Origin of the sequence: Cryobacterium psychrophilum (assembly GCF_004365915.1) — a bacterium.
Taxonomy (GTDB): Bacteria; Actinomycetota; Actinomycetes; order Actinomycetales; family Microbacteriaceae; genus Cryobacterium; species Cryobacterium psychrophilum.
In genome coordinates, this window is record NZ_SODI01000001.1 from 3,284,495 (window position 1) to 3,303,388 (window position 18,894).

18 protein-coding genes and 2 pseudogenes are annotated in these 18,894 nt (G+C 64.2%); 9 read left to right on the top strand and 11 right to left on the bottom strand.

Translation table 11 applies throughout. From position 1 onward, the window contains the following. Positions 1-8: 8 nt before the first annotated feature. From EDD25_RS15450 to EDD25_RS15470, 5 genes are all read right to left on the bottom strand, one after another. Positions 9-1,454 carry a dihydrolipoamide acetyltransferase family protein gene (locus EDD25_RS15450; RefSeq protein WP_134174538.1) on the bottom strand — a complete coding sequence of 482 codons (1,446 nt, stop codon included), beginning with the start codon at positions 1,452-1,454 and terminating at the stop codon, positions 9-11. Beyond that, positions 1,454-2,464 carry an alpha-ketoacid dehydrogenase subunit beta gene (locus tag EDD25_RS15455; RefSeq protein ID WP_134174540.1) on the bottom strand — a complete coding sequence of 337 codons (1,011 nt, stop codon included), beginning with the start codon at positions 2,462-2,464 and terminating at the stop codon, positions 1,454-1,456. Before EDD25_RS15455 ends, EDD25_RS15450 begins: the two co-directional genes overlap by 1 nt. Continuing rightward, on the bottom strand, positions 2,461-3,615 hold the full coding sequence (pdhA, locus tag EDD25_RS15460) for a pyruvate dehydrogenase (acetyl-transferring) E1 component subunit alpha (RefSeq protein WP_134174542.1): 1,155 nt from the start codon (positions 3,613-3,615) through the stop codon (positions 2,461-2,463). Before pdhA ends, EDD25_RS15455 begins: the two co-directional genes overlap by 4 nt. Positions 3,616-3,726: 111 nt before the next feature. Then, complete coding sequence (locus EDD25_RS15465) at positions 3,727-4,221, bottom strand: Lrp/AsnC family transcriptional regulator (RefSeq protein WP_134174544.1); 495 nt, start codon at positions 4,219-4,221, stop codon at positions 3,727-3,729. A 30-nt stretch (positions 4,222-4,251) separates the two neighbouring features. After that, positions 4,252-5,052 carry an oxygenase MpaB family protein gene (locus tag EDD25_RS15470; RefSeq protein WP_134174546.1) on the bottom strand — a complete coding sequence of 267 codons (801 nt, stop codon included), beginning with the start codon at positions 5,050-5,052 and terminating at the stop codon, positions 4,252-4,254. 142 nt (positions 5,053-5,194) lie between these two features. On the opposite strand from EDD25_RS15470, the gene EDD25_RS15475 reads away from it, so the two are divergent. The 3 genes and pseudogenes from EDD25_RS15475 to EDD25_RS15485 form a co-directional block, all read left to right on the top strand. Continuing rightward, the gene (locus EDD25_RS15475) at positions 5,195-5,755 is read left to right on the top strand and encodes a YceI family protein (RefSeq protein WP_166671324.1); all 561 of its coding nucleotides are present in this window, start codon (positions 5,195-5,197) and stop codon (positions 5,753-5,755) included. Between the two features lie 313 nt (positions 5,756-6,068). After that, positions 6,069-6,776: pseudogene (locus EDD25_RS15480) on the top strand (transporter substrate-binding domain-containing protein). Between the two features lie 92 nt (positions 6,777-6,868). After that, positions 6,869-7,108, top strand: a pseudogene (locus EDD25_RS15485) (peptide ABC transporter ATP-binding protein); the annotation flags it as partial. 90 nt (positions 7,109-7,198) lie between these two features. Here the strand turns inward: EDD25_RS15485 and EDD25_RS15490 are convergent. The 5 genes from EDD25_RS15490 to sepH all read right to left on the bottom strand — a co-directional run bounded on the left by EDD25_RS15490 (position 7,199) and on the right by sepH (position 10,807). Then, positions 7,199-7,525, bottom strand: a complete 327-nt coding sequence (locus EDD25_RS15490; RefSeq protein ID WP_134174548.1) for a DUF7882 family protein — start codon at positions 7,523-7,525, stop codon at positions 7,199-7,201. Positions 7,526-7,527: 2 nt separating this feature from the next. Continuing rightward, positions 7,528-7,884 (bottom strand): hypothetical protein, encoded by a 357-nt coding sequence (locus EDD25_RS15495; protein WP_134174550.1) that lies wholly within the window; start codon positions 7,882-7,884, stop codon positions 7,528-7,530. A 147-nt stretch (positions 7,885-8,031) separates the two neighbouring features. After that, positions 8,032-9,069, bottom strand: coding sequence for an FUSC family protein (locus EDD25_RS15500; RefSeq protein WP_134174552.1), 1,038 nt, complete (start codon positions 9,067-9,069; stop codon positions 8,032-8,034). Between the two features lie 151 nt (positions 9,070-9,220). Next, entirely contained in the window at positions 9,221-9,529 is a 309-nt protein-coding gene (locus EDD25_RS15505) for a hypothetical protein (protein ID WP_134174553.1), read from the bottom strand. A gap of 96 nt (positions 9,530-9,625) precedes the next feature. Further along, positions 9,626-10,807 (bottom strand): septation protein SepH, encoded by a 1,182-nt coding sequence (gene sepH / locus EDD25_RS15510; protein ID WP_134174555.1) that lies wholly within the window; start codon positions 10,805-10,807, stop codon positions 9,626-9,628. Between the two features lie 196 nt (positions 10,808-11,003). On the opposite strand from sepH, the gene EDD25_RS15515 reads away from it, so the two are divergent. Further along, a complete protein-coding gene (locus EDD25_RS15515; protein ID WP_134174557.1) occupies positions 11,004-11,297 on the top strand; it encodes a DUF4193 domain-containing protein in 294 nt (97 codons plus the stop codon). On the opposite strand, the gene EDD25_RS15520 is transcribed toward EDD25_RS15515, so the two are convergent. After that, complete coding sequence (locus tag EDD25_RS15520) at positions 11,294-11,749, bottom strand: DUF3093 domain-containing protein (RefSeq protein ID WP_134174559.1); 456 nt, start codon at positions 11,747-11,749, stop codon at positions 11,294-11,296. The genes EDD25_RS15515 and EDD25_RS15520 overlap by 4 nt on opposite strands. A 38-nt stretch (positions 11,750-11,787) precedes the next feature. On the opposite strand from EDD25_RS15520, the gene dut reads away from it, so the two are divergent. From dut to dxs, 5 genes are all read left to right on the top strand, one after another. Beyond that, on the top strand, positions 11,788-12,267 hold the full coding sequence (gene dut / locus EDD25_RS15525) for a dUTP diphosphatase (RefSeq protein WP_134174561.1): 480 nt from the start codon (positions 11,788-11,790) through the stop codon (positions 12,265-12,267). Next, a complete protein-coding gene (locus EDD25_RS15530) occupies positions 12,264-12,908 on the top strand; it encodes a DUF3710 domain-containing protein (RefSeq protein ID WP_134174563.1) in 645 nt (214 codons plus the stop codon). Before dut ends, EDD25_RS15530 begins: the two co-directional genes overlap by 4 nt. 16 nt (positions 12,909-12,924) lie before the next feature. Beyond that, complete coding sequence (locus EDD25_RS15535) at positions 12,925-13,731, top strand: DUF3159 domain-containing protein (protein WP_134174565.1); 807 nt, start codon at positions 12,925-12,927, stop codon at positions 13,729-13,731. 180 nt (positions 13,732-13,911) lie between these two features. Further along, entirely contained in the window at positions 13,912-16,758 is a 2,847-nt protein-coding gene (locus EDD25_RS15540) for an aconitate hydratase (RefSeq protein WP_134174567.1), read from the top strand. Positions 16,759-16,879: 121 nt separating this feature from the next. After that, the gene (gene dxs / locus EDD25_RS15545) at positions 16,880-18,832 is read left to right on the top strand and encodes a 1-deoxy-D-xylulose-5-phosphate synthase (RefSeq protein ID WP_134174569.1); all 1,953 of its coding nucleotides are present in this window, start codon (positions 16,880-16,882) and stop codon (positions 18,830-18,832) included. Positions 18,833-18,894: the final 62 nt, after the last annotated feature.

Below are 18,894 nucleotides of genomic sequence, written 5' to 3' on the forward strand. Positions count from 1 at the left end.
CCGAGGACCTAGAGTTCCGCGAGGAGCGACACCGGATTCTCGATGCACCGAGCCACGAAGGTGAGGAAGCCGGCAGCGGAGCCGCCGTCGCACACTCGATGGTCGAAGACCATTGACAGTTCCACAACGGTGCGCACGGCCAGTTCGTGGTTGACGACCCAGGGGCGCTCGATCATGCGCCCAATCCCGAGGATCGCCGCTTCCGGGTGGTTGATGATGGCGGCGGACCCGTCGACGCCGAGGGAACCGAAATTGTTGAGGGTGAAGGTTCCGCCGCTCAGCGTGGCCGGTGCGAAGGTGCCATCGGCGGCGTCAGCAACGAGGCCGGCCACGGCATCCCGCAACTGCCGGGTCGTCAGGTTGTGTGCGCCGTGGATCACGGGAACCATGAGTCCGCGCGATGTCTGCGCGGCAATTCCGAGGTTGATGGCGCCGTGGTGCAGGATTTCCTGGCTCGCGGTGTCGACGGACGAGTTCAACTCGGGGAACTGGCGCAGTCCGGCCACCACGAACCGGGCGATGAGAGCGGTGACGCTGAACCGTTCACCCGTTGCGGCGAGCAGCCGATCGCGAGCCACGAAGAGCTCGGTTGCATCGACATCAAGCCAGATGGTGGCTTCGGGGATCTCCCGGCGGGAGGTTGCCAGCCGTTGGGCGACGACCTTGCGCAGCCCAACGATGGGAATGCGCACGCTCTCGCCCGTGCCGGCCGTAGCGGGAGCGGGAGTGGATGCGGCGGGCGCGGGCGCTGCGGCGGCCTCGGCCGGTCGCGGATTCTCGGCCTCGCGCGTGCCGTGGAGGAATGACTCCACATCGGCGCGCACCACGAGGCCGTCTTTCCCGGTGCCGAGAAGCTGACTCGCCTCGAACCCGTTTTCACGGGCCAGACGGCGCACGAGCGGTGAAACCACGGGGGAGCGTCGATCCGCGTCGAGCGCCTGGACGGCGTGCGCTGCCGGTGCTGCCGGTGCTGCGGGTGCCGGTGCGGCAGGTGCCGGGGACGCCTTGCCGAATCGACCCTGCGCTGGCTGGCGAGCCGGCCGCGTGCTCACGGTCGTTCCGTAGCCAATCAGTACGGCACCGGACACATCGGCCGACGCCTCCGGCGCCGCCTCGACGGGCGGTACCGGTGCAGCAGTGGGCATCGTGCCCTGTGTGGTCTCGACCGGCGCCGCCTTGGGCGGCATGGAATCGGTGCCTACAGCATCCGTTTCGGCAGGGTCGGCGACCGTGATGAGAACCTGACCGGCGTGGATGGTCTGCCCTGGTTCGCCGAAGATCTTCTCGACAATGCCGCCGAACGGCGACGGCAGCTCCACGACCGACTTGGCCGACTCCACCTCGACGACGGGCTGGTCAATGGCGATGGTGTCGCCGGGGGCCACGAGCCAGGACACGATTTCGGCCTCGGTGAGGCCCTCGCCGAGGTCGGGGAGCAGAAACTCGTTGGGCATCAGCTCCATTCCCAACGTGAGATCGCGGCGAGGATACGGTCGGGCGTGGGCAGGAAGTACTCCTCGAGCTTGGGTGAGGGGTAGGGGATGTCGAATCCGGTGATGCGCAGAATGGGCGCGGCGAGGTAGAAGAAATTGCGCTCCGTGAGGCGGGCGGCGACCTCGGCCCCGTAGCCGCCGAACTGGGCTGCCTCATGAATGACGGCGACCCGGCTGGTCTTACGCAGCGAGGCGCTCACCGTTTCGTCATCGAAGGGCGAGAGGCTCCGCAGGTCGATGACCTCGATGGACAGCCCCTCCTTCGCCCCGAGTTCGGCCGTCGCGAGGGCCGTTTTCACCGTGGGGCCGTAGGCGAGGAGGGTCACATCAGTGCCCTCACGCAGAACCACGGCGCTGGTCATGGGGGCGGTCTGCACGGGCAGGGTCAGCTCGGCCTTGCTCCAATAGCGACTCTTGGGTTCCATGAAGATAACCGGGTCGTCGCTCGCGATGGCCTCTCGAAGCATCGAGTAGGCGTCAGCCGGATTTGACGGGGAGACCACCGTGAGGCCGGGCGTTGCCGTCCAGTACGCCTCCGAGGAATCCGAGTGGTGCTCGACGCCACCGATATCGCCGGCGTAGGGAATGCGAATGACGATCGGCAGCTGGATCTTGCCCCGGGTACGATTGCGCATTTTGGCCACGTGCGACACGATCTGCTGGAACGCCGGGTAGCTAAAGGCATCGAACTGCATCTCAACGACCGGGCGCATGCCATACATGGCCATGCCGATGGCCGTCCCGACGATGCCGGACTCGGCGAGCGGCGAGTCGCTCACCCGTGTCTCGCCGAACTCGGCGTAGAGGCCGTCGGTCACGCGAAACACGCCGCCGAGCGGGCCGACGTCTTCACCGAACAGCACCACCGTCGGGTCGTCGGTCATGGCATCACGAATGGCGGCGTTGAGGGCGGATGCCATGGTGAGGGTTTCGGGGGCGCGTTGCGCGATCCCTGGAATCGGCTGGCTCATCGTTGGGTGCCCGTCTCTGTGGCCGATTCGGCGGCGGCCTGGTTGGCGTCGTCCTCGGCGAGTTCGGCGGCGAGGGCCGCTCTCTGCTCGGCGATTGCGGGCCGGGGGTTGGCATACACATGTTCAAACAGCTCGAGTGGATCGACAACGGCCTTAACCGTCATGCACTCGCGGGTTGCGGCAGCCATGTCCTCGGCTTCCTGCGTGATCGAGGCTCGTTCGCTGTCCGAGAGGGCCCCCTCGGAGACGAGGTATTTCTCGAGGCGTTCGATGGGGTCACGGCCGCGCCACACGTCGACGTCTGCAGCATTGCGGTACCGGCTCGGGTCATCCGAATTGGTGTGTGCCTCGATGCGATAGGTGAGGCCCTCGATGAGCGTGGGACCCTGGCCCGAGCGGGCACGGTCAACGGCGGCGCTCGTCACCGCGAACATGGCGGCCACGTCGTTGCCGTCAACGAAATATCCCGGCATGCCGTAGCCGATCGCCTTATCGGCGATCGTGCGGCAGGCCATCTGCTTGTCCAGCGGAACGCTGATGGCGAACTGGTTGTTCTGCACGAGAAAGACGACGGGCGCCTGCCACACGGCGGCGAAGTTGAACGCCTCGTGGGCGTCGCCCTCGCTGGTGGCGCCGTCGCCGAGCAGGGTGAGGGTGACGGTGCTGTCTCGCTTGAGCTTCGCGGCGGTCGCGAGGCCCACGGCGTGCAGGGCCTGGGTGGCCAGCGGCGTGGCCTGCGGGGCGATGCGGTGCTCGTTATAGTCGTAGCCACTGTGCCAGTCGCCGCGGAACGACGCGAGGATGTCTTCGGGCTTCACCCCGCGGGTGAGTAGCGCGATGCTGTCACGGTACGTGGGGAACAACCAGTCGCCTGAATCCAGCGAAGCGACGGCAGCGATCTCGCAGGCTTCTTGGCCGAGGGCCGACGGATAGGTGGCGAGGCGTCCCTGGCGGGTGAGGGCCGTCACCTGCACATCGAACCGACGGGCGATCACCATGCGCCGATACAGGCTCAGCAGCGTAGCGGTGTCCGGCAGGGTGAAGCCGCCGGTCTGGCTTTCATCGACCGCGTGCCCGGAATCATCAATCAACCGAAGGGGCGGTGGGGCCAGCACGGTGGGGATGCGCGTGCTCTCGACATTGAGGCTCATGAGGCAATGGTGCGCTCTGGTTTCCGTCCCTGCCACATTGAAACAGCAGTTGTGAACAATTGGCCCAATACGCCTGGATGGCATGCCATTCGGCCCGTCGATACCGGCTCTTTAGCGCCAAACGTCCGGTACAGTTCCGGGCTGCCTGCCCACGATTTCCTCCAGGATGAGGTGGGACCGTGTGGAGACGACACCGGGCATGATGTGGATATCCCGCAGGATGGCCTGGCTCAACAGCTCGTGCGAGGGGGCATTGACCGTGAGGATGATATCGATGTCGCCGCTGACCGCCTGGGCCTTCTCCACATAGGGCAGGGCCGCGAGCCGGGCCGCGATATCGCCCCAGGACACATTGCCGATCTTCACGATGACGAGGGCCGACACGTGCAGGCCGAGGGACTTGGGATCGGTTTGCGCCCCGAAGCCCGTGATGACTCCGCGGCTGACGAGTCGCTGCACCCGGGTGTGGGCCGCCGTGCGGGAGATGTGAACCTGAACGGCGAGGGCGCGCATGGACAGGCGGGCATCGCGGCTGAGCTCGGCCACGATTTGCCGATCGATCCTGTCGAGATCGGAGGGGGTGTCGGATGCCGAATGTTGCGTCATGGAAAACCTCGGAGTTGAGAGAGCGCCAGTCTATCGAGACTCGCGCGGCGCCGCCGGTGTGGACAGCGATGCCCGTAGAAGACGAAGATAGTGGTCTTTCGGCCAGTGACGGATGCGACGCGGTAGCGGTGGGTAGAGCGCCCGGGTCACGCGCATCACGCGATCGAAGCGGCGTTGCCGGGCTTTCGACCAGGGCAGGTCGAACATGTCCCGCACGTGGGGAGGCAGGAGGCCGGCGGTGATCAGGCGGCCCAGCGGAAGGGCCGCTCGCATCCAGAACGGACCGGTGCGCGTGTGAAGCAGCTCGTGCGCGACGGCACGCGTTGCAGCATCCGTCTTGAGGCCGGTCAGGCGCTGGGCCCAATAGGTGCGAAACGCGGCGCGATCCTGCGGCCACAGGGAAACGGGCACCTGCAGAGCCGCACCAAGCTTTCGATAATCGCCGTAGAACGCGTCGGCCTCAGCGTCACCGAGGGGCCCGTAGACGAGCTCGTGCATCGTCAGGGCGGAGTCGTAGAGGGTGGCTGCGACCCAGAGCTGCAACTCGGGGGAGAAGGCGCTGTAGGCGGGCGCGTCCGCTGTTCCGGCCGACTGAACGGGAACGTGGGCGTGGTTGACACGCCTGATCGCCGCGGCCACCTCTTCCGGCGTGCCGAAAGTCACGGCATACACGAAACTCAGGGTGTTGTTCAACCGGTCCTGCGGCCGGCCGGCAAAGTCGCTGTGGTCCGCGACGCCGTGGCCGATGGCGGGGTCGGCCAATTGCAGCAGGATGCTGCGGCCCCCCGCCGCGATGAGCACGGCGTTGCCGGCAATGTCGTTCATCGTCATGGGCAGAGTGTATTGCCCGTGGTCTGTCAGTTTCTGGGAAGACTGCAGAAGAATATTTGCCACATGCGGAATAGACGTGGGTTATATGCGCTTGCATATATGCGAGGGGACACATGGTCCGCCCACAACTTGAGGAGAACGCATGAGCGACACGATGACGACAAACATTCCCGGCTACAAAACGGGCACCTGGACCATCGACAAGACGCACAGTTCCGTGGGCTTCAGCATTCGCCACATCATGATCAGCAAGGTCAAGGGCGCGTTCGAGGACTTCGACGCCACCTTCGTCACCGGTGAGAATCCGCTCGACAGCAGCGTGACCGCCACGGCCCAGGTCGCCTCGATCAACACCACCGACGCCAACCGCGATGGCCACCTTCGCACCGGCGACTTCTTTGACGCCGAAACGTACCCCACGATCGACTTCGCGTCGACCGGTATGCGTGCCATCAAGGACGATTTCCTCGTGGACGGAAACCTCACCATCAAGGGCGTCACGAAGCCCGTCACATTCGACCTTGAATTCGGCGGTTTTGGTGCAGACCCTTACGGCAACTACAAGTTTGGCGCGACGGCCACCACACAGGTCAACCGCGAAGACTTCGGCCTCATCTACAATGCGGCCCTCGAGACCGGCGGCGTGCTGCTCGGCGACAAAATCACCATCACGCTTGAGCTGCAGGCCGCGCTCAACGCGTAACCCGTTCCACCACAAGGGGGGTCCCGCTTGGGCGGGACCCCCCTTGTGCGCCCCGATGTTCTCTCCGCTGTCCTGAACACTCGCCCGATTCACGCAGGGTAGGCTTTTTCGGGTCTGAAAGCCCGAACACACAGCGGTGAGTGCCGCGTCAGAGAACGGGTTTGCAGTCTTGCGCAATAAATTCAGGTCGAGTCCGGGCATTCTTATCGCAGCCCTGGCCCTTCTCGTCGGATCCGTCGGCGCCGCCGCCGCGAGTCCCGCGCCCGCGCCCGCGAGCGTTGCTCCGCACACCGACATCACCGGTGAAACCTTCGTGATCGCAACCGACACGACGTTCGCACCGTTCGAATACCGCAGAGACGGCGAGCTGACCGGAATCGACATGGACCTTATCCGTGCTGTTGCCCAGCGCGAGGGCTTCACCGTTGAAATCCTGTCCGTCGGGTTTGATGCCGCTCTTTAGGCCCTGCAGTCGAACCAGGTCGCCGGTGTGATCGCGGGTATGTCGATCGCCGACGAACGCAAGCAGATCTTTGACTTCTCCGACCCGTACTTCGACTCGGGCGTGCAAATGGCCGTCGCTGAAGGGGACAGCGCCATCGCGGGCTACATGGATCTCCGTGGCGAGACCGTTGTGGCCAAGCGCGGCAGCGAGGGGGAGACGTTCGCCAACTCGATCAAGGATGAGTACGGCTTCACGGTCAAGGCCCTCGCCGATTCGGCGACGATGTACGACGACGTCAAGGCCGGCAACTCGGTTGCCGTATTCGACGACTATCCGGTCCTCGCCTACGGAATCAACCAGAACAACGGCCTCACGTCCGTTACCGAGAAAGAACAGGGCAGTTCCTACGGCTTCGCCGTCATCGGCTTCGCGGAACTCATCTACCAGGGCCAGCAGATCTACGCCGCCAACTTCCGTACCGGTGAAACGCTGCTCATCGTTGTTGCCCTGTACTTCGTGGTCATCACCCTGCTCACAACACTCTCCAACACGCTCGACAAGAGGTTCAACAAATGAGCATCGCCAGCAAGATCAGTGTCCGGGCGCTCCGCAAGTCGTTCGGTTACAACGAAGTACTCAAGGGACTCGACGTCGAGATCGCCGAGGGCGAGGCCACCAGCGCGCTCGACCCCGAGATGGTCGGCGAGGTGCTTCAGGTCATCCGCGACCTGGCTAAGGAGGCCATGACCATGGTGGTCGTCACTCACGAAATGGGCTTTGCCCGGGAGGTGGCCGATCGGGTCATCTTCATGGCTGACGGTGTCATCGTGGAAGAGGGAACCCCCGAGCAACTCTTCGGTAACCCGCAGCAGGTGCGCACCCAGGACTTCCTCTCCAAGGTGCTCTAAACGTCGATCCACCCGGATGATCGGCGTGGTTCTACTGGAACTCTTGGGTGAATCGTGTGCGCGCTGCGGTCATGCCGAGTGGTCAGGCGGCTATCGGGGGCGTGGGGGTGTCTCCGACTGGGCCGGTTCCGGCGTCACCCGCAGCCCGCCCGGTGTGTTTGACAGACGAACGAGTTCCTCGACCCAGGCGTGGTTGAGGCGGGGTTCCTTGCTGCCGAGGAAGTCGAATTGAAGTGGGATCGTCGGATGGATCCAGACGGAACTGTGACCGCTTCCTGCCGCCGCCGTGTACTCCCACGAAAACGTGAAACTTTCCCCGCGGCGCACCTTGGACAGGATGACGACCTTGAGGTGAGCGAGCACCCGGTCGTCGAACTCGACGGAGATTGACGGGGTCCCGTAGATGAATTTACCCATGACTACTGCCCCAGTCCGTTCTCGATTTCGCTGGTGAGGAGGTTGATGTCTTTGGCAGTGCGGCCGGCATCGCCATTGGTTTCGACGGTGCCGATGATGCCGATGATGGGCAGTTCCGGTAGCGGGAAACGTGCCGACTCTTCTTCCTCCATCATCCCGTCAACGTCGTCGACGCCGAACTGACTGTCCGGACTGAGAACGAGCGTGTGCACGGATGTGTCGTCGTTCTCGTCCAGCACGGTGACAGCCACAGTCACACTATTATCGGTATCGGACACAGAAGTGATGTAATCGAGAAGCGCTGTCGTGATGGCGTTGCTCGTGACAATAGACCCGCCGTCATACGTTATGCGTTTCATGCTTCGATGTTAGCTTGATTGCTGCGGCGACGCGCGCGGCTATCGCCCCACTACGGGACCTCGCTGAGCAGGAAACCCTCCGGTCTTGAGGCGCCGTGACGTTCGCCGGGGATTTTCGAGGCGTGGGCTCACGCCGGGAAGCACGGCTCAGTCCGTTTCGCCCACAATCTCCTCACGCACCCGGCGCAGGTCTTCCATGAGCGAGCCGATGAGAATCCAGTGCTCGGGGTGCGGCGTGCCAATGACCAGGGGGGCGGTGAGCATCGGCTCTTCCTCCGGCACCATCTCCACGGCCGGGTCATCCGGGTTCTGCAGGAGAAGTCGAAGGTCGTGGGCGGCACGGCAGAGCTCGCCCGAAAAGGCCTGAACCGTCGGTTCAAGGTGTAGAGAATCGTCGTAGTGATCTCGCAGGGCCCGTGTCATGCCGAGCGACCGTGTCACGAGCGCCTTCAGGCGTTCGTACTGTTCGATGTCGGCCCGAAGACTGTTGCGGTGTTTGGCGCCGCGTGGATTGAATGTCAGGCTTTCCTGTGCCCCGGTGATTGCTCCCTCCGCGGCGGTGAGCATCGGGCGCAGCAGTCGAGCCTTCAAGAGCAGTTCTTCGAGCTGAAAGTTCGTCTGCGGTGCGCGCAGCGACGCTGCCGCTCGGTCGAGCGTGTCGGCGACCTCCCGACCGAGCAGGGCGACGGCATCGTGTGCCGGAGCAAGCAGAACCGGCGGCACGACGGCCACGTTGATGATGAGGGCAATTCCCGCACCGATGATGGTTTCCAGAATCCGGTAGATCGAGTATTCCGGAGTTGATGCGCCGATCGACAGCACGAGCATGGCGCTGATCGGGATCTGATTGGCCGATCCGGGGGAGAGCCGCAGTGCCCAGGCGAGCAGGATGCACAGCACGATCGTCAGCAGAACGATCCAGGTGGACGATCCGAAGATGAGGCCGATGACGAAGGCGATGACCACGCCGCCGATGACACCGAGGCTGCGCTCGATGGCCTTGCCGACCGACTGGTTGACGCTGGGCTGAACGACGAATATCGCGGCTATTGCGGCAAAGATCGGCAACTCGCCGGGCAGCAGTAGCTGGGAAACAACCCACGCCAGGGCGACGGCCACGGAGGTCTTGACCACCTGCAGCGCCGGTAACCGTTGGGGAATTCGAAGACCAGCCGTAATTTGCACCCGTTCAGGTTAACCCGCCCGCCGCTCCGGGCGGTCACCCGCTATCGACTGTCACTGTCGTCGGCACACCGAAACAGCGGGAATACTCGCCCGCGGCCCCGGCAGGCACCGCTTCCGGGCGAGGGGCAGGGCGCCGATGGCCGGGTGAGTGTCAGTCGAAAATGCGCAGCAGCTGCCATTGCGGCGCCGCGTCCCCGGCCGCGCGCACGTCAAAGACGTGTGTCTCCCCATCGTCAGCGGTGGCCTGAAAGCGCCACCCGGCGATGTCCAGCGGGAGATGCCCGATTCCGTAGCTGTGTGGCTCGAAGGGTTTCCACCAGTCGGCCGTTCCCACGAGGGCGGTTGGGGTGTCGGTTACATGAAAGCGCCGGGATCTCCACACCAGGCGCTCGGGGGAACCGGACGCCCCGAGCCAGACCATGACCGATTCAGGAGGAATCGGTACCGGTGCAGGGGACATGAGCCACCACCTCGATTCGCATGTCATCGAATAAGTATTCGATAAACGCAACTATATCCCGGGACGGCTCCCGGAGCTAGTGCGATTCAGCTGCTACTACGCCAGATCATCGTCGGTACGGGCGCCGAAGACGATTTCATCCCAGCTGGGCATCGAGGCGCGTCCGCGCTTTGCGGTGTTGCCCGTGGTGCGGCCCTGTGCGCGAGCCGCCTGGGTGGCCCACACGTTAGGCGTCGCCGCGGGCGTGGGGGTCGAATCCTTTGTGCTCGAGGCAGACTCAGGCTCAGCCTCGGCAGGAGCCTCGTCCTGTGACCGTGACGGCGCGTGGGCGGTGGCATCCGCGCGAGCGTCGGCCGAGGATTCGGTTCGGCGGCGTCCATTTGATGCGGGAGACGCATTGGGCGACTGGTGCTGGCTGGACGCGTCGCCGAAGCTTGCGGCCTCACGTTCTCCACGGCGGCGGCGAAGGGATTCCAGCAGGTCCGCGGTTTCGTTCATGCTCACCGAGGGTTCGGCCGCACGCTTGATGGCGGCTTTGAATACGGCATCTGAGGTGCCGAGCGACCGCGAGTATGGGATGGGGTCGATTGGTGCGGTGTCGTTCAGAATTTCGTCCGCGAGCGATTCCTTGAACGTGAAGGCACCGCTGTCGAAACGCGAGACATCGGAGGTGCTGGTCTCGGAACCCACGGCACGCAAGCGAGGGAGGAGCGAAGCCTTGAGCTCTCCCTGCTGTGACAGGGCGATGGCCTCGTTGCCGGCGGGGGAGAGCGTGTTCTTTTTTGGCTCGAAACCCCAACGGGCATCGTGGTCGATGCCGTCGGCAGTGAAGGAGAGCTTGATGATCCAGCCGTCACCGGGTTCTTTCCAGCTGGCCCAGCGCTCGTTGGATGCGCCGAGGGACGCGAGTCGGTCGCGAATGACGCCACCGAAGTTGGCATCTTCTCCAACCGGGTCAGGGTCGATCGCAGTATGCACGGGCACGCTCAGCGCGCACGACACCATATATTCGCGTTCCGCTACGACGGGGCCTTCGAAGCGCCGAACGTAGTCGAGCGGGGCTCCCGTGACGGCCTCTACATCTTCCGCGGACATTCCGGAGCGAATATGCGCCTGCACCTCACGTGGCGACAGTTTGGGTGCGCTGGGCGCCTCCGTCTGGTTTTGACGAAGTTTGGATTGGAGAACCTCGTCGATGGCGATCCTAAATCGATCGCCATCTTCTGACGCTGCAAACAGCGCACCGTTCTCTACCCCGATGACCTTCAATTCCTGCATGGCGCAAGCCCTCTCGCGAATACCGTTAGCTGCAAGAATCGCATGCCTTGCTCCCTTTTTCCGGGAATACACCGGGCGTGCCGCAAGTTGATGAGAGTGTCGACCGAGAAGGCGGCGGGCGAGTTGCTATTTTCCCCGGAATGTTGCAAACTATGCCCGCCGATTTCGTTTATCGGCGTTACTGAAATGGATGGGCATGGCAACCGACTACGACGCACCGCGGAAGACTGAAGACGACTCAGAGTCGATCGAGGCCCTCAAAGAACGCGTGCCTGACAAGATGTCGGGAAGTGTTGATAACGACGACTCCGACAACCCGGGTGGGTTCGACCTCCCCGGTGCAGATTTGTCCGACCTGGATCTTGATGTTGTCGTTCTGCCTCCGCAGGCCGACGAATTCACCTGCGTAGAGTGCTTCCTCGTGAAGCACCGCTCGCAGGCTGGTCACCAGACCAAGCTGGGCACCGTCTGCCTGGAGTGCAGCTCCTAAGAACCCACGGCCGGCCGTCGTGATTCATTGATTGCGGCGGCCAGCTTCTCTGGGTGGCGGCTCGATACGAGCCAATACGGAGCAGGGTCTGTTTCATCAACGATGGGGATTCTCACCACCGGATCCACCCAGCCCCGAATAAGCATCCACGCGCGAACGTCGAGGCGCGGTCCGCGTTCCTGGCGGGCTTCCGGCCCGCTGAAGGCGGTGACCTCTCCGACCAGGTCGACGGAAATCGTGGCGGGTCCAGCGGTGATGAGTCCGTTCTCGACCCTGACCACGGGCGACGCGATCACGAGAAGCGTGACACAGCCGCCGTACAGGACCGCGGCCGTGATGAAACCGGCCTCCATGTTGATCGGGGCAAGCACGAGGATGCTGGCCGGGATCACCAGGGCGGTGACGATGAAGGACCACGCTGAGGCCCAGAGCTTTTCACGGTATTGAGGCATGTCTCTATTCGATCAGAGATCTGGACTACCCTCGACACGTGACACAAAGCGTCGAAGTACTGATTACCGCCTCCGTCCTCCCGAAATATGCCCATCCAGGCGATGCCGGTGCAGATCTATACTCTGCAGAAGCCCTCACACTGGAACCGGGTTCCCGTGCGCTCGTGTCCACGGGAGTGAGCATTGCGCTGCCTGACGGGTTTGCGGCCTTCGTGGTTCCGCGCAGCGGACTCGCGGTCAAGCACGGCATCACCATTGTGAATTCCCCGGGGACCGTGGATGCCGGCTACCGCGGTGAAATTAAGGTAGCCCTGCTCAACACCGATGCGAGTGAACCCTTTTCCATCGCTGTCGGCGATCGGGTCGCGCAGTTGATTGTCATGCCGGTCGCACACGCCACGTTTATTCCCGTTGACCGGCTGCCAGGCAGCCAGCGCGGCGAGGGCGGTTTCGGTTCCACCGGCGTCTCCACTCGGGAACCCGCGCTCGATACACACCAGACAGGAGAATCTCGATGAGTGACATCGCCCCCTCGGACAAGTTTCCGGATATCCAGGTCAAGTCCGCTCCCGATGATCGCGAGGTCGAGGGCCCGTTCGACGAGGCTGAGGCCAACCCGGTTCGTCCATACGTCGACCTCGGCGGAATCAAGATTCTTCCCCGCGAAGGATTGCACCTGCGTCTTGAGATTGAGGAAGGCAGCAAGCGAGTCGTTGCCATTGGGCTGGACTTCGCCGGGTCGACGCTGCAGGTTCAACCCTTTGCCGCCCCGCGGTCGAGCGGCCTCTGGCACGAGATCCGCGACCAGATTGCCGACCAGATCGGCAAGCAGGGCGGAACGACCACTCCCCGCGAAGGACCTTTCGGTCCGGAGCTTGTTGCGGAGATTCCCGTTGCGGCCGGACAGGATGCAGCCGGTCAAAGTACGGCGGGGGGTACCCGACTTGCTCGTTTCATTGGCGTGGACGGTCCGCGCTGGTTCTTGCGCGGTGTGATCGCCGGCGAGGGCGCCATCGACCCGGAGGCCGCGGCCCAGGTTGAAGACCTGTTCCGCAGTATCGTGGTCGTTCGTGGATCCACTCCCATGCCGCCCCGCGACCTGATTCCCCTGCGTATGCCGTCGACGTCATCCGGCGCCGCGACTCCCACAGACGTCTAAAAATAGAGACAGACCCATGACGGACCGACCAGACTCCGCTGACCGTCCGGACTCCGAACCGCACCAGGCCGTGCCCGACGAGACGGATGCCGCCCAGCCCACGGCATCGGGGGTCGTCGCCGATGGCATGGCAGCCGCTGCCCGTCGGGCCGGTTTCGGCTCGGCCGTCGACGGGGAACCCATCAACGGCAAGGCGCTCATGGTCGCGATGGGCGGCGTCCGCGGTCTGTTTGAGGCGGTGCTGCCGGGCCTCGTGTTTCTGGTGACGTACACGCTCACCATTGACCCGGGCCAGGAGCCCGCGAGCGACACGATTCGCACGCTGATCCCCGCGCTGGTCGCGCCGCTCCTTCTGGGGCTGCTCTTTGTGGCCCTGCGGGCCATCACCAGGCAGACGACGACACCGGCCGTTGGCGGGCTCGTCGGCACGGGCCTGAGCGTGGCACTCGCGTTGTTCTCTGGCAAGGCCTCCGACTTCTTCCTGGTGGGCCTCTATACCAATGCCGGATACGGAGCGGCACTGCTCATTTCGGTTCTGGTTGGCTGGCCGTTGGTCGGGCTGGCCGTGGGGTTTCTCATGGGCGACGGGGTCAACTGGCGTTCGGATCCGTCCAAGCGTCGGGTCCTGACGATTCTCACCCTGGCCTGGACCGGGCTTTTCCTGGCGCGACTTGCCGTGCAGCTGCCGCTCTATCTCGCCGATAACGTGGAATTGCTCGCGACCACGAAACTGCTCATGGGGCTTCCCCTGTACGCGCCGCTGCTGGTCGTGTCGTGGCTCATGGTTCGCTCGGTCTACCGCAAGCCCGCCCCCGCGGCGTGACGCGCGAACCCTGCTATGGTTATCTTGACGTCAAGATAGTTTCTTGACGGAACGGAACGGAACGGGTCGGCTCCGGCAGTCGCTGGTTAGGCTTGCCTTGCTGGCACGATGGTGTGTCTGGCCACAAGGATTGAGGATTGCCGTCGGTACCCCGTCGGCTCCCACGAAGGAGAGGGCATCGTGTCTGCGGTTAACAGTTTTGGAGCAAAGGACACCCTACGTGTTGGTTCGACGGACTATGAAGTCTTTCGGGTCGACAAGGTCGCTGGCTACGAGAAGCTGCCATACAGTCTGAAGGTGCTGCTGGAGAATCTCCTCCGCACCGAAGACGGCGCCAACATCACGGCAGAGCACATTCGTGCCCTCGGCGAATGGGTGCCAACGAGCGACCCCAACACGGAGATCCAGTTCACCCCTGGCCGCGTGATCATGCAGGACTTCACCGGTGTTCCCTGCATCGTCGACCTCGCCACCATGCGCGAAGCCGTTGCTGAACTCGGCGGCGACCCGAACAAGATCAACCCGCTCGCACCCGCCGAGCTCGTCATCGACCACTCCGTCATTGCCGACCTCTTCGGCAGCGATGACGCCCTTGAGCGCAACGTCGAGATCGAGTACCAGCGCAACGGCGAGCGCTACCAGTTCCTTCGCTGGGGCCAGACGGCATTCGACGACTTCAAGGTTGTTCCCCCGGGAACCGGAATCGTGCACCAGGTCAACATTGAGTACCTGGCGCGCGTCACCATGACCCGCACCGTCAACGGCGTGCTCCAGGCATACCCCGACACCTGCGTCGGCACCGACTCGCACACCACCATGGTCAACGGTCTCGGCGTACTCGGCTGGGGCGTCGGCGGAATCGAAGCCGAGGCGGCCATGCTCGGCCAGCCCGTCTCCATGCTCATCCCCAAGGTCGTCGGCTTCAAGCTCAAGGGCTCGATCCCGAGTGGCGTCACGGCGACGGACGTCGTGCTGACCATCACGCAGATGCTCCGCAAGCACGGCGTTGTCGGCAAGTTCGTCGAGTTCTACGGAGAGGGCGTCGCCCAGGTTCCGCTCGCCAACCGCGCCACCATCGGCAATATGAGCCCCGAGTTCGGTTCGACCGCTGCCATGTTCCCGATCGACGATGTCACCCTCGGCTACCTGCGCCTCACCGGACGCAGCGACGAGCAGGTCGCGCTGGTCGAGGCCTACGCGAAGCTGCAGGGCCTGTGGCACGACGCCGACAAGGAACCGACATTCAGCGAATACCTGGAGATCGACCTCGGAACCGTTGTCCCCTCGATTGCCGGACCGAAACGCCCGCAGGACCGCGTTGAGCTCAGCGCGGCGAAGGCCCAGTTTGAACTCGACCTGCAGAACTACGCCGAGCAGGACATGACCCGGGTTGACGAGGCTGTCGACGGAACATTCCCCGCATCGGACCCCATCGGCTTCACCGCCGAGGACGAGCAGTTCTCGCAGCAGCCCTCGCAGCAGGTATCGCACACCCACGTGAGCCACGCTCCCGAGAGTGTGTCCCGGCCGATCCCGATCACCACGAAGGACGGCGCCAGCTACACGCTCGATCACGGAGCCGTCGCCGTCGCCGCCATCACCTCGTGCACCAACACCTCAAACCCGAGCGTCATGCTGGCGGCGGGCCTCCTCGCCCGCAACGCGGTCGCCAAGGGCCTCAAATCCAAGCCGTGGGTCAAGACCACGCTGGCGCCGGGCTCCAAGGTCGTCACCGATTACTACGCCAAGGCCGGCCTCACGGACGACCTCGAAGCTCTCGGCTTCTACACGGTCGGCTACGGCTGCACCGTGTGTATCGGTAACACCGGCCCCCTGATCGAAGAGGTGTCCACGGCAATCAACGACAACGACCTCGCTGTCACCGCCGTGCTCTCCGGAAACCGCAACTTCGAAGGCCGGATCAGCCCGGACGTCAAGATGAACTACCTCGCGAGCCCGCCGCTCGTCATCGCCTACGCCCTGGCCGGGTCGATGAACTTCGACTTCGACACGGATTCCCTGGGCACCGGCAGCGACGGCCAGGAGGTGTTCCTCAAAGACATCTGGCCCGAGACCGCCGAGGTGCAGGCCACGATCGACAGCTCAATCGACACGGCCATGTTCACCAAGGAATACGGCGAGGTCTTCGCCGGCGACGATCGTTGGCGCGCACTGCCGACGCCCGAGAGCGAGGTGTTCGAATGGGACCCCGAGTCGACGTACGTGCGGAAGCCACCGTACTTCGACGGCATGACGATGGAGACCAGCCCGGTAACCGACATCGTCGACGCCCGTGTGCTCGCCAAGCTCGGTGACTCCGTCACGACCGACCACATCAGCCCGGCCGGCAACATCAAGGCCGACAGCCCGGCCGGAGCGTACCTCGTGGAGCACGGCATAGCCAGGGGAGACTTCAACTCCTACGGCTCGCGTCGCGGCAACCACGAGATCATGATCCGTGGCACGTTCGCGAACATTCGTCTGCGCAACCTGCTGCTCGACAACGTGGAGGGTGGCTACACCCGGGACTTCACGCAGGTCGATGGCCCGCAGTCGTTCATCTACGACGCCAGCCAGAACTACCAGGCAGCCGGAACACCGCTCGTCATCTTCGGGGGCAAGGAGTACGGTTCCGGATCCTCCCGCGACTGGGCGGCCAAGGGCACAAGCCTTCTGGGCGTGAAGGCCGTCATCACCGAGAGCTTCGAGCGCATCCACCGCTCGAACCTGATCGGCATGGGCGTTGTTCCGCTGCAGTTCCCCGCCGGCGAGAGCTGGACGTCGCTGGGCCTCGACGGAACCGAGGTCGTATCGATCGCGGGACTTGAGGAGCTCAACAACGGCACCACGCCCAAGACGGTGCACGTCACCGCCATGCCGAGCGATAACTCGCCGGCCGGCAAGGCCGTCGTTGAGTTCGATGCCGTCGTGCGCATCGACACGCCGGGTGAGGCGGACTACTACCGCAACGGTGGAATTCTGCAGTACGTGCTGCGTTCCCTCGTGGCAGAGCACGTAGCTTCCTAACACCTGAGCAGTACCCCTTCAGGCGGCGCGTAGACTCGATTTATTCGGGCCTGCGCGCCGCCTGAAGTATGCGCCCCCCTGCACTTCGTGAGAACATGCACGACAACGAAAGGTGATGTGGATGACTCTGCTGGAGACGATTTCCGGTCCTAGGGACCTCGACGGACTCTCACGAGCTGAACTCGTGCAGCTGGCCACGGAGGTTCGCGGCTTCCTCGTACGGGAGATCTCGAAGACGGGAGGGCACCTCGGCCCGAACCTCGGTGTGGTTGAACTCACGATCGCCATTCACCGGGTCTTCAATTCCCCGACGGACGCCATCGTGTTCGACACTGGTCACCAGTCCTACGTTCACAAGCTCCTGACGGGCCGGCAGGACTTCAGCTTGCTGCGCCAGACGCACGGTCTTGCCGGGTATCCCCAACGTTCCGAATCGGAGCATGACATCGTTGAGAGTTCCCACGCGTCAAGCTCCCTGTCCTGGGCGGACGGAATCTCCCGCGCCTTCCAGATGACCGGTCAGACAAATCGGCACGTGATCGCTGTCGTGGGTGATGGCGCGCTGACCGGGGGAATGACCTGGGAAGCGCTCAACAACATCAGCGACGACAACACCCGCAAACTCATTATCGTGGTCAACGACAATGGCCGCTCCTATGCACCCACCATCGGCGGCATGGCCCGCTTCCTCAACACGGTGCGAACACGGGCCAGCTACCGGGACGCGTACCTCACGAGTCGCCAGGTCTTCGACAAGCTCGGCGCTCCCGGCCGGGCCCTGTATCGCGGCGTGCGCGGCGGGCTGCACGGCTTCCTCAGCCGGGTCACTAACAACGAGGCGCTGTACTCCAACCTGGACATCAAGTACATCGGCCCGGTCGACGGCCACGACGTCGAAGCCATGCGGGAGGCGCTGACCCAGGCCAAGAATTACGGCGCTCCCGTCATCGTGCACGCGATCACGCAGAAGGGCAGGGGGTACAGCCCCGCCCTACTCGACGAAGCCGACCAGTTCCACGCCGTGGGCCAGATCGATCCGGAGACCGGTGAATCCCTCGCCGGGGCCGGTGGTGCGGCGTCGTGGACCTCCGTCTTCGCCGACGAAATGCTCGACCTCGCCACCCAGGATTCCCTGCTCGTGGGCATCACCGCCGCGATGCTGCGCCCCACCGGACTGCACAAGATGGCGGAGCGGTTTCCCGACCGCGTGCACGACGTCGGAATTGCGGAGCAGCACGCGGTCACATCCGCTGCCGGGTTGGCGTTCGGCGGCCTGCATCCCGTCGTTGCCCTCTACGCGACCTTCATCAACCGTGCGTTCGATCAGGTGCTCATGGACGTGGCCCTGCACCGCGCGGGCGTCACCTTCGTACTGGACCGGGCAGGAGTGACCGGGCCGGACGGCCCGAGTCACCATGGCATGTGGGACCTCGCCATTCTGCAGGTCGTTCCGAATATTCGCCTCGCCGCGCCCCGAGACTCGATTCGGCTCCGGGAGGAGCTTCGTGAGGCCGTTCGCGTTGACGACGGACCGACGGTGTTGCGGTACCCGAAGGGGAGCGTTGGCGTCGAGTTCGAAGCGATCAGACGCCTCGCTGACGGTGTTGACATCCTGCAGGAATCGACCGAGCAAGACGTGCTGATCGTGACTGTGGGTCCGATGGCAGGCACGGGCCTCGACGTTGCTGATCGCCTGGCAGCGCAGGGAATCGGAGCAACCGTCGTCGACCCCCGCTGGGTCGTGCCGGTTCCGCGCAGCATCATCGACCTGGCCGCCGGTCACCGCCTCGTCGTAACGATCGAAGACGGCATTCGCGTCGGTGGAATCGGTACGCGGATCCGGCAGGACCTGCGCGCCGCCGGTGTCGACACGGCGGTGACGGAACTGGGGCTCCCCGACGAGTTCCTCGATCACGGGACCCGGGCGGAGATCCTTGCGGCGACGGGCCTCACGCCGCAGCACATCGCGCGCGACGTGGTGGCCATGGTCCTGGGGAGCAAGCTGCCCCACGCGCGTGCCCTCGCCGAGGACCGAACGGAAACCGGGCCGATCTCGGTGACCCGCAGCGAGTAACGCACGCGGCTGCATACACAGAAGAAGGGTTCCTCGCAGGCGAGGAACCCTTCTTCTTCGTT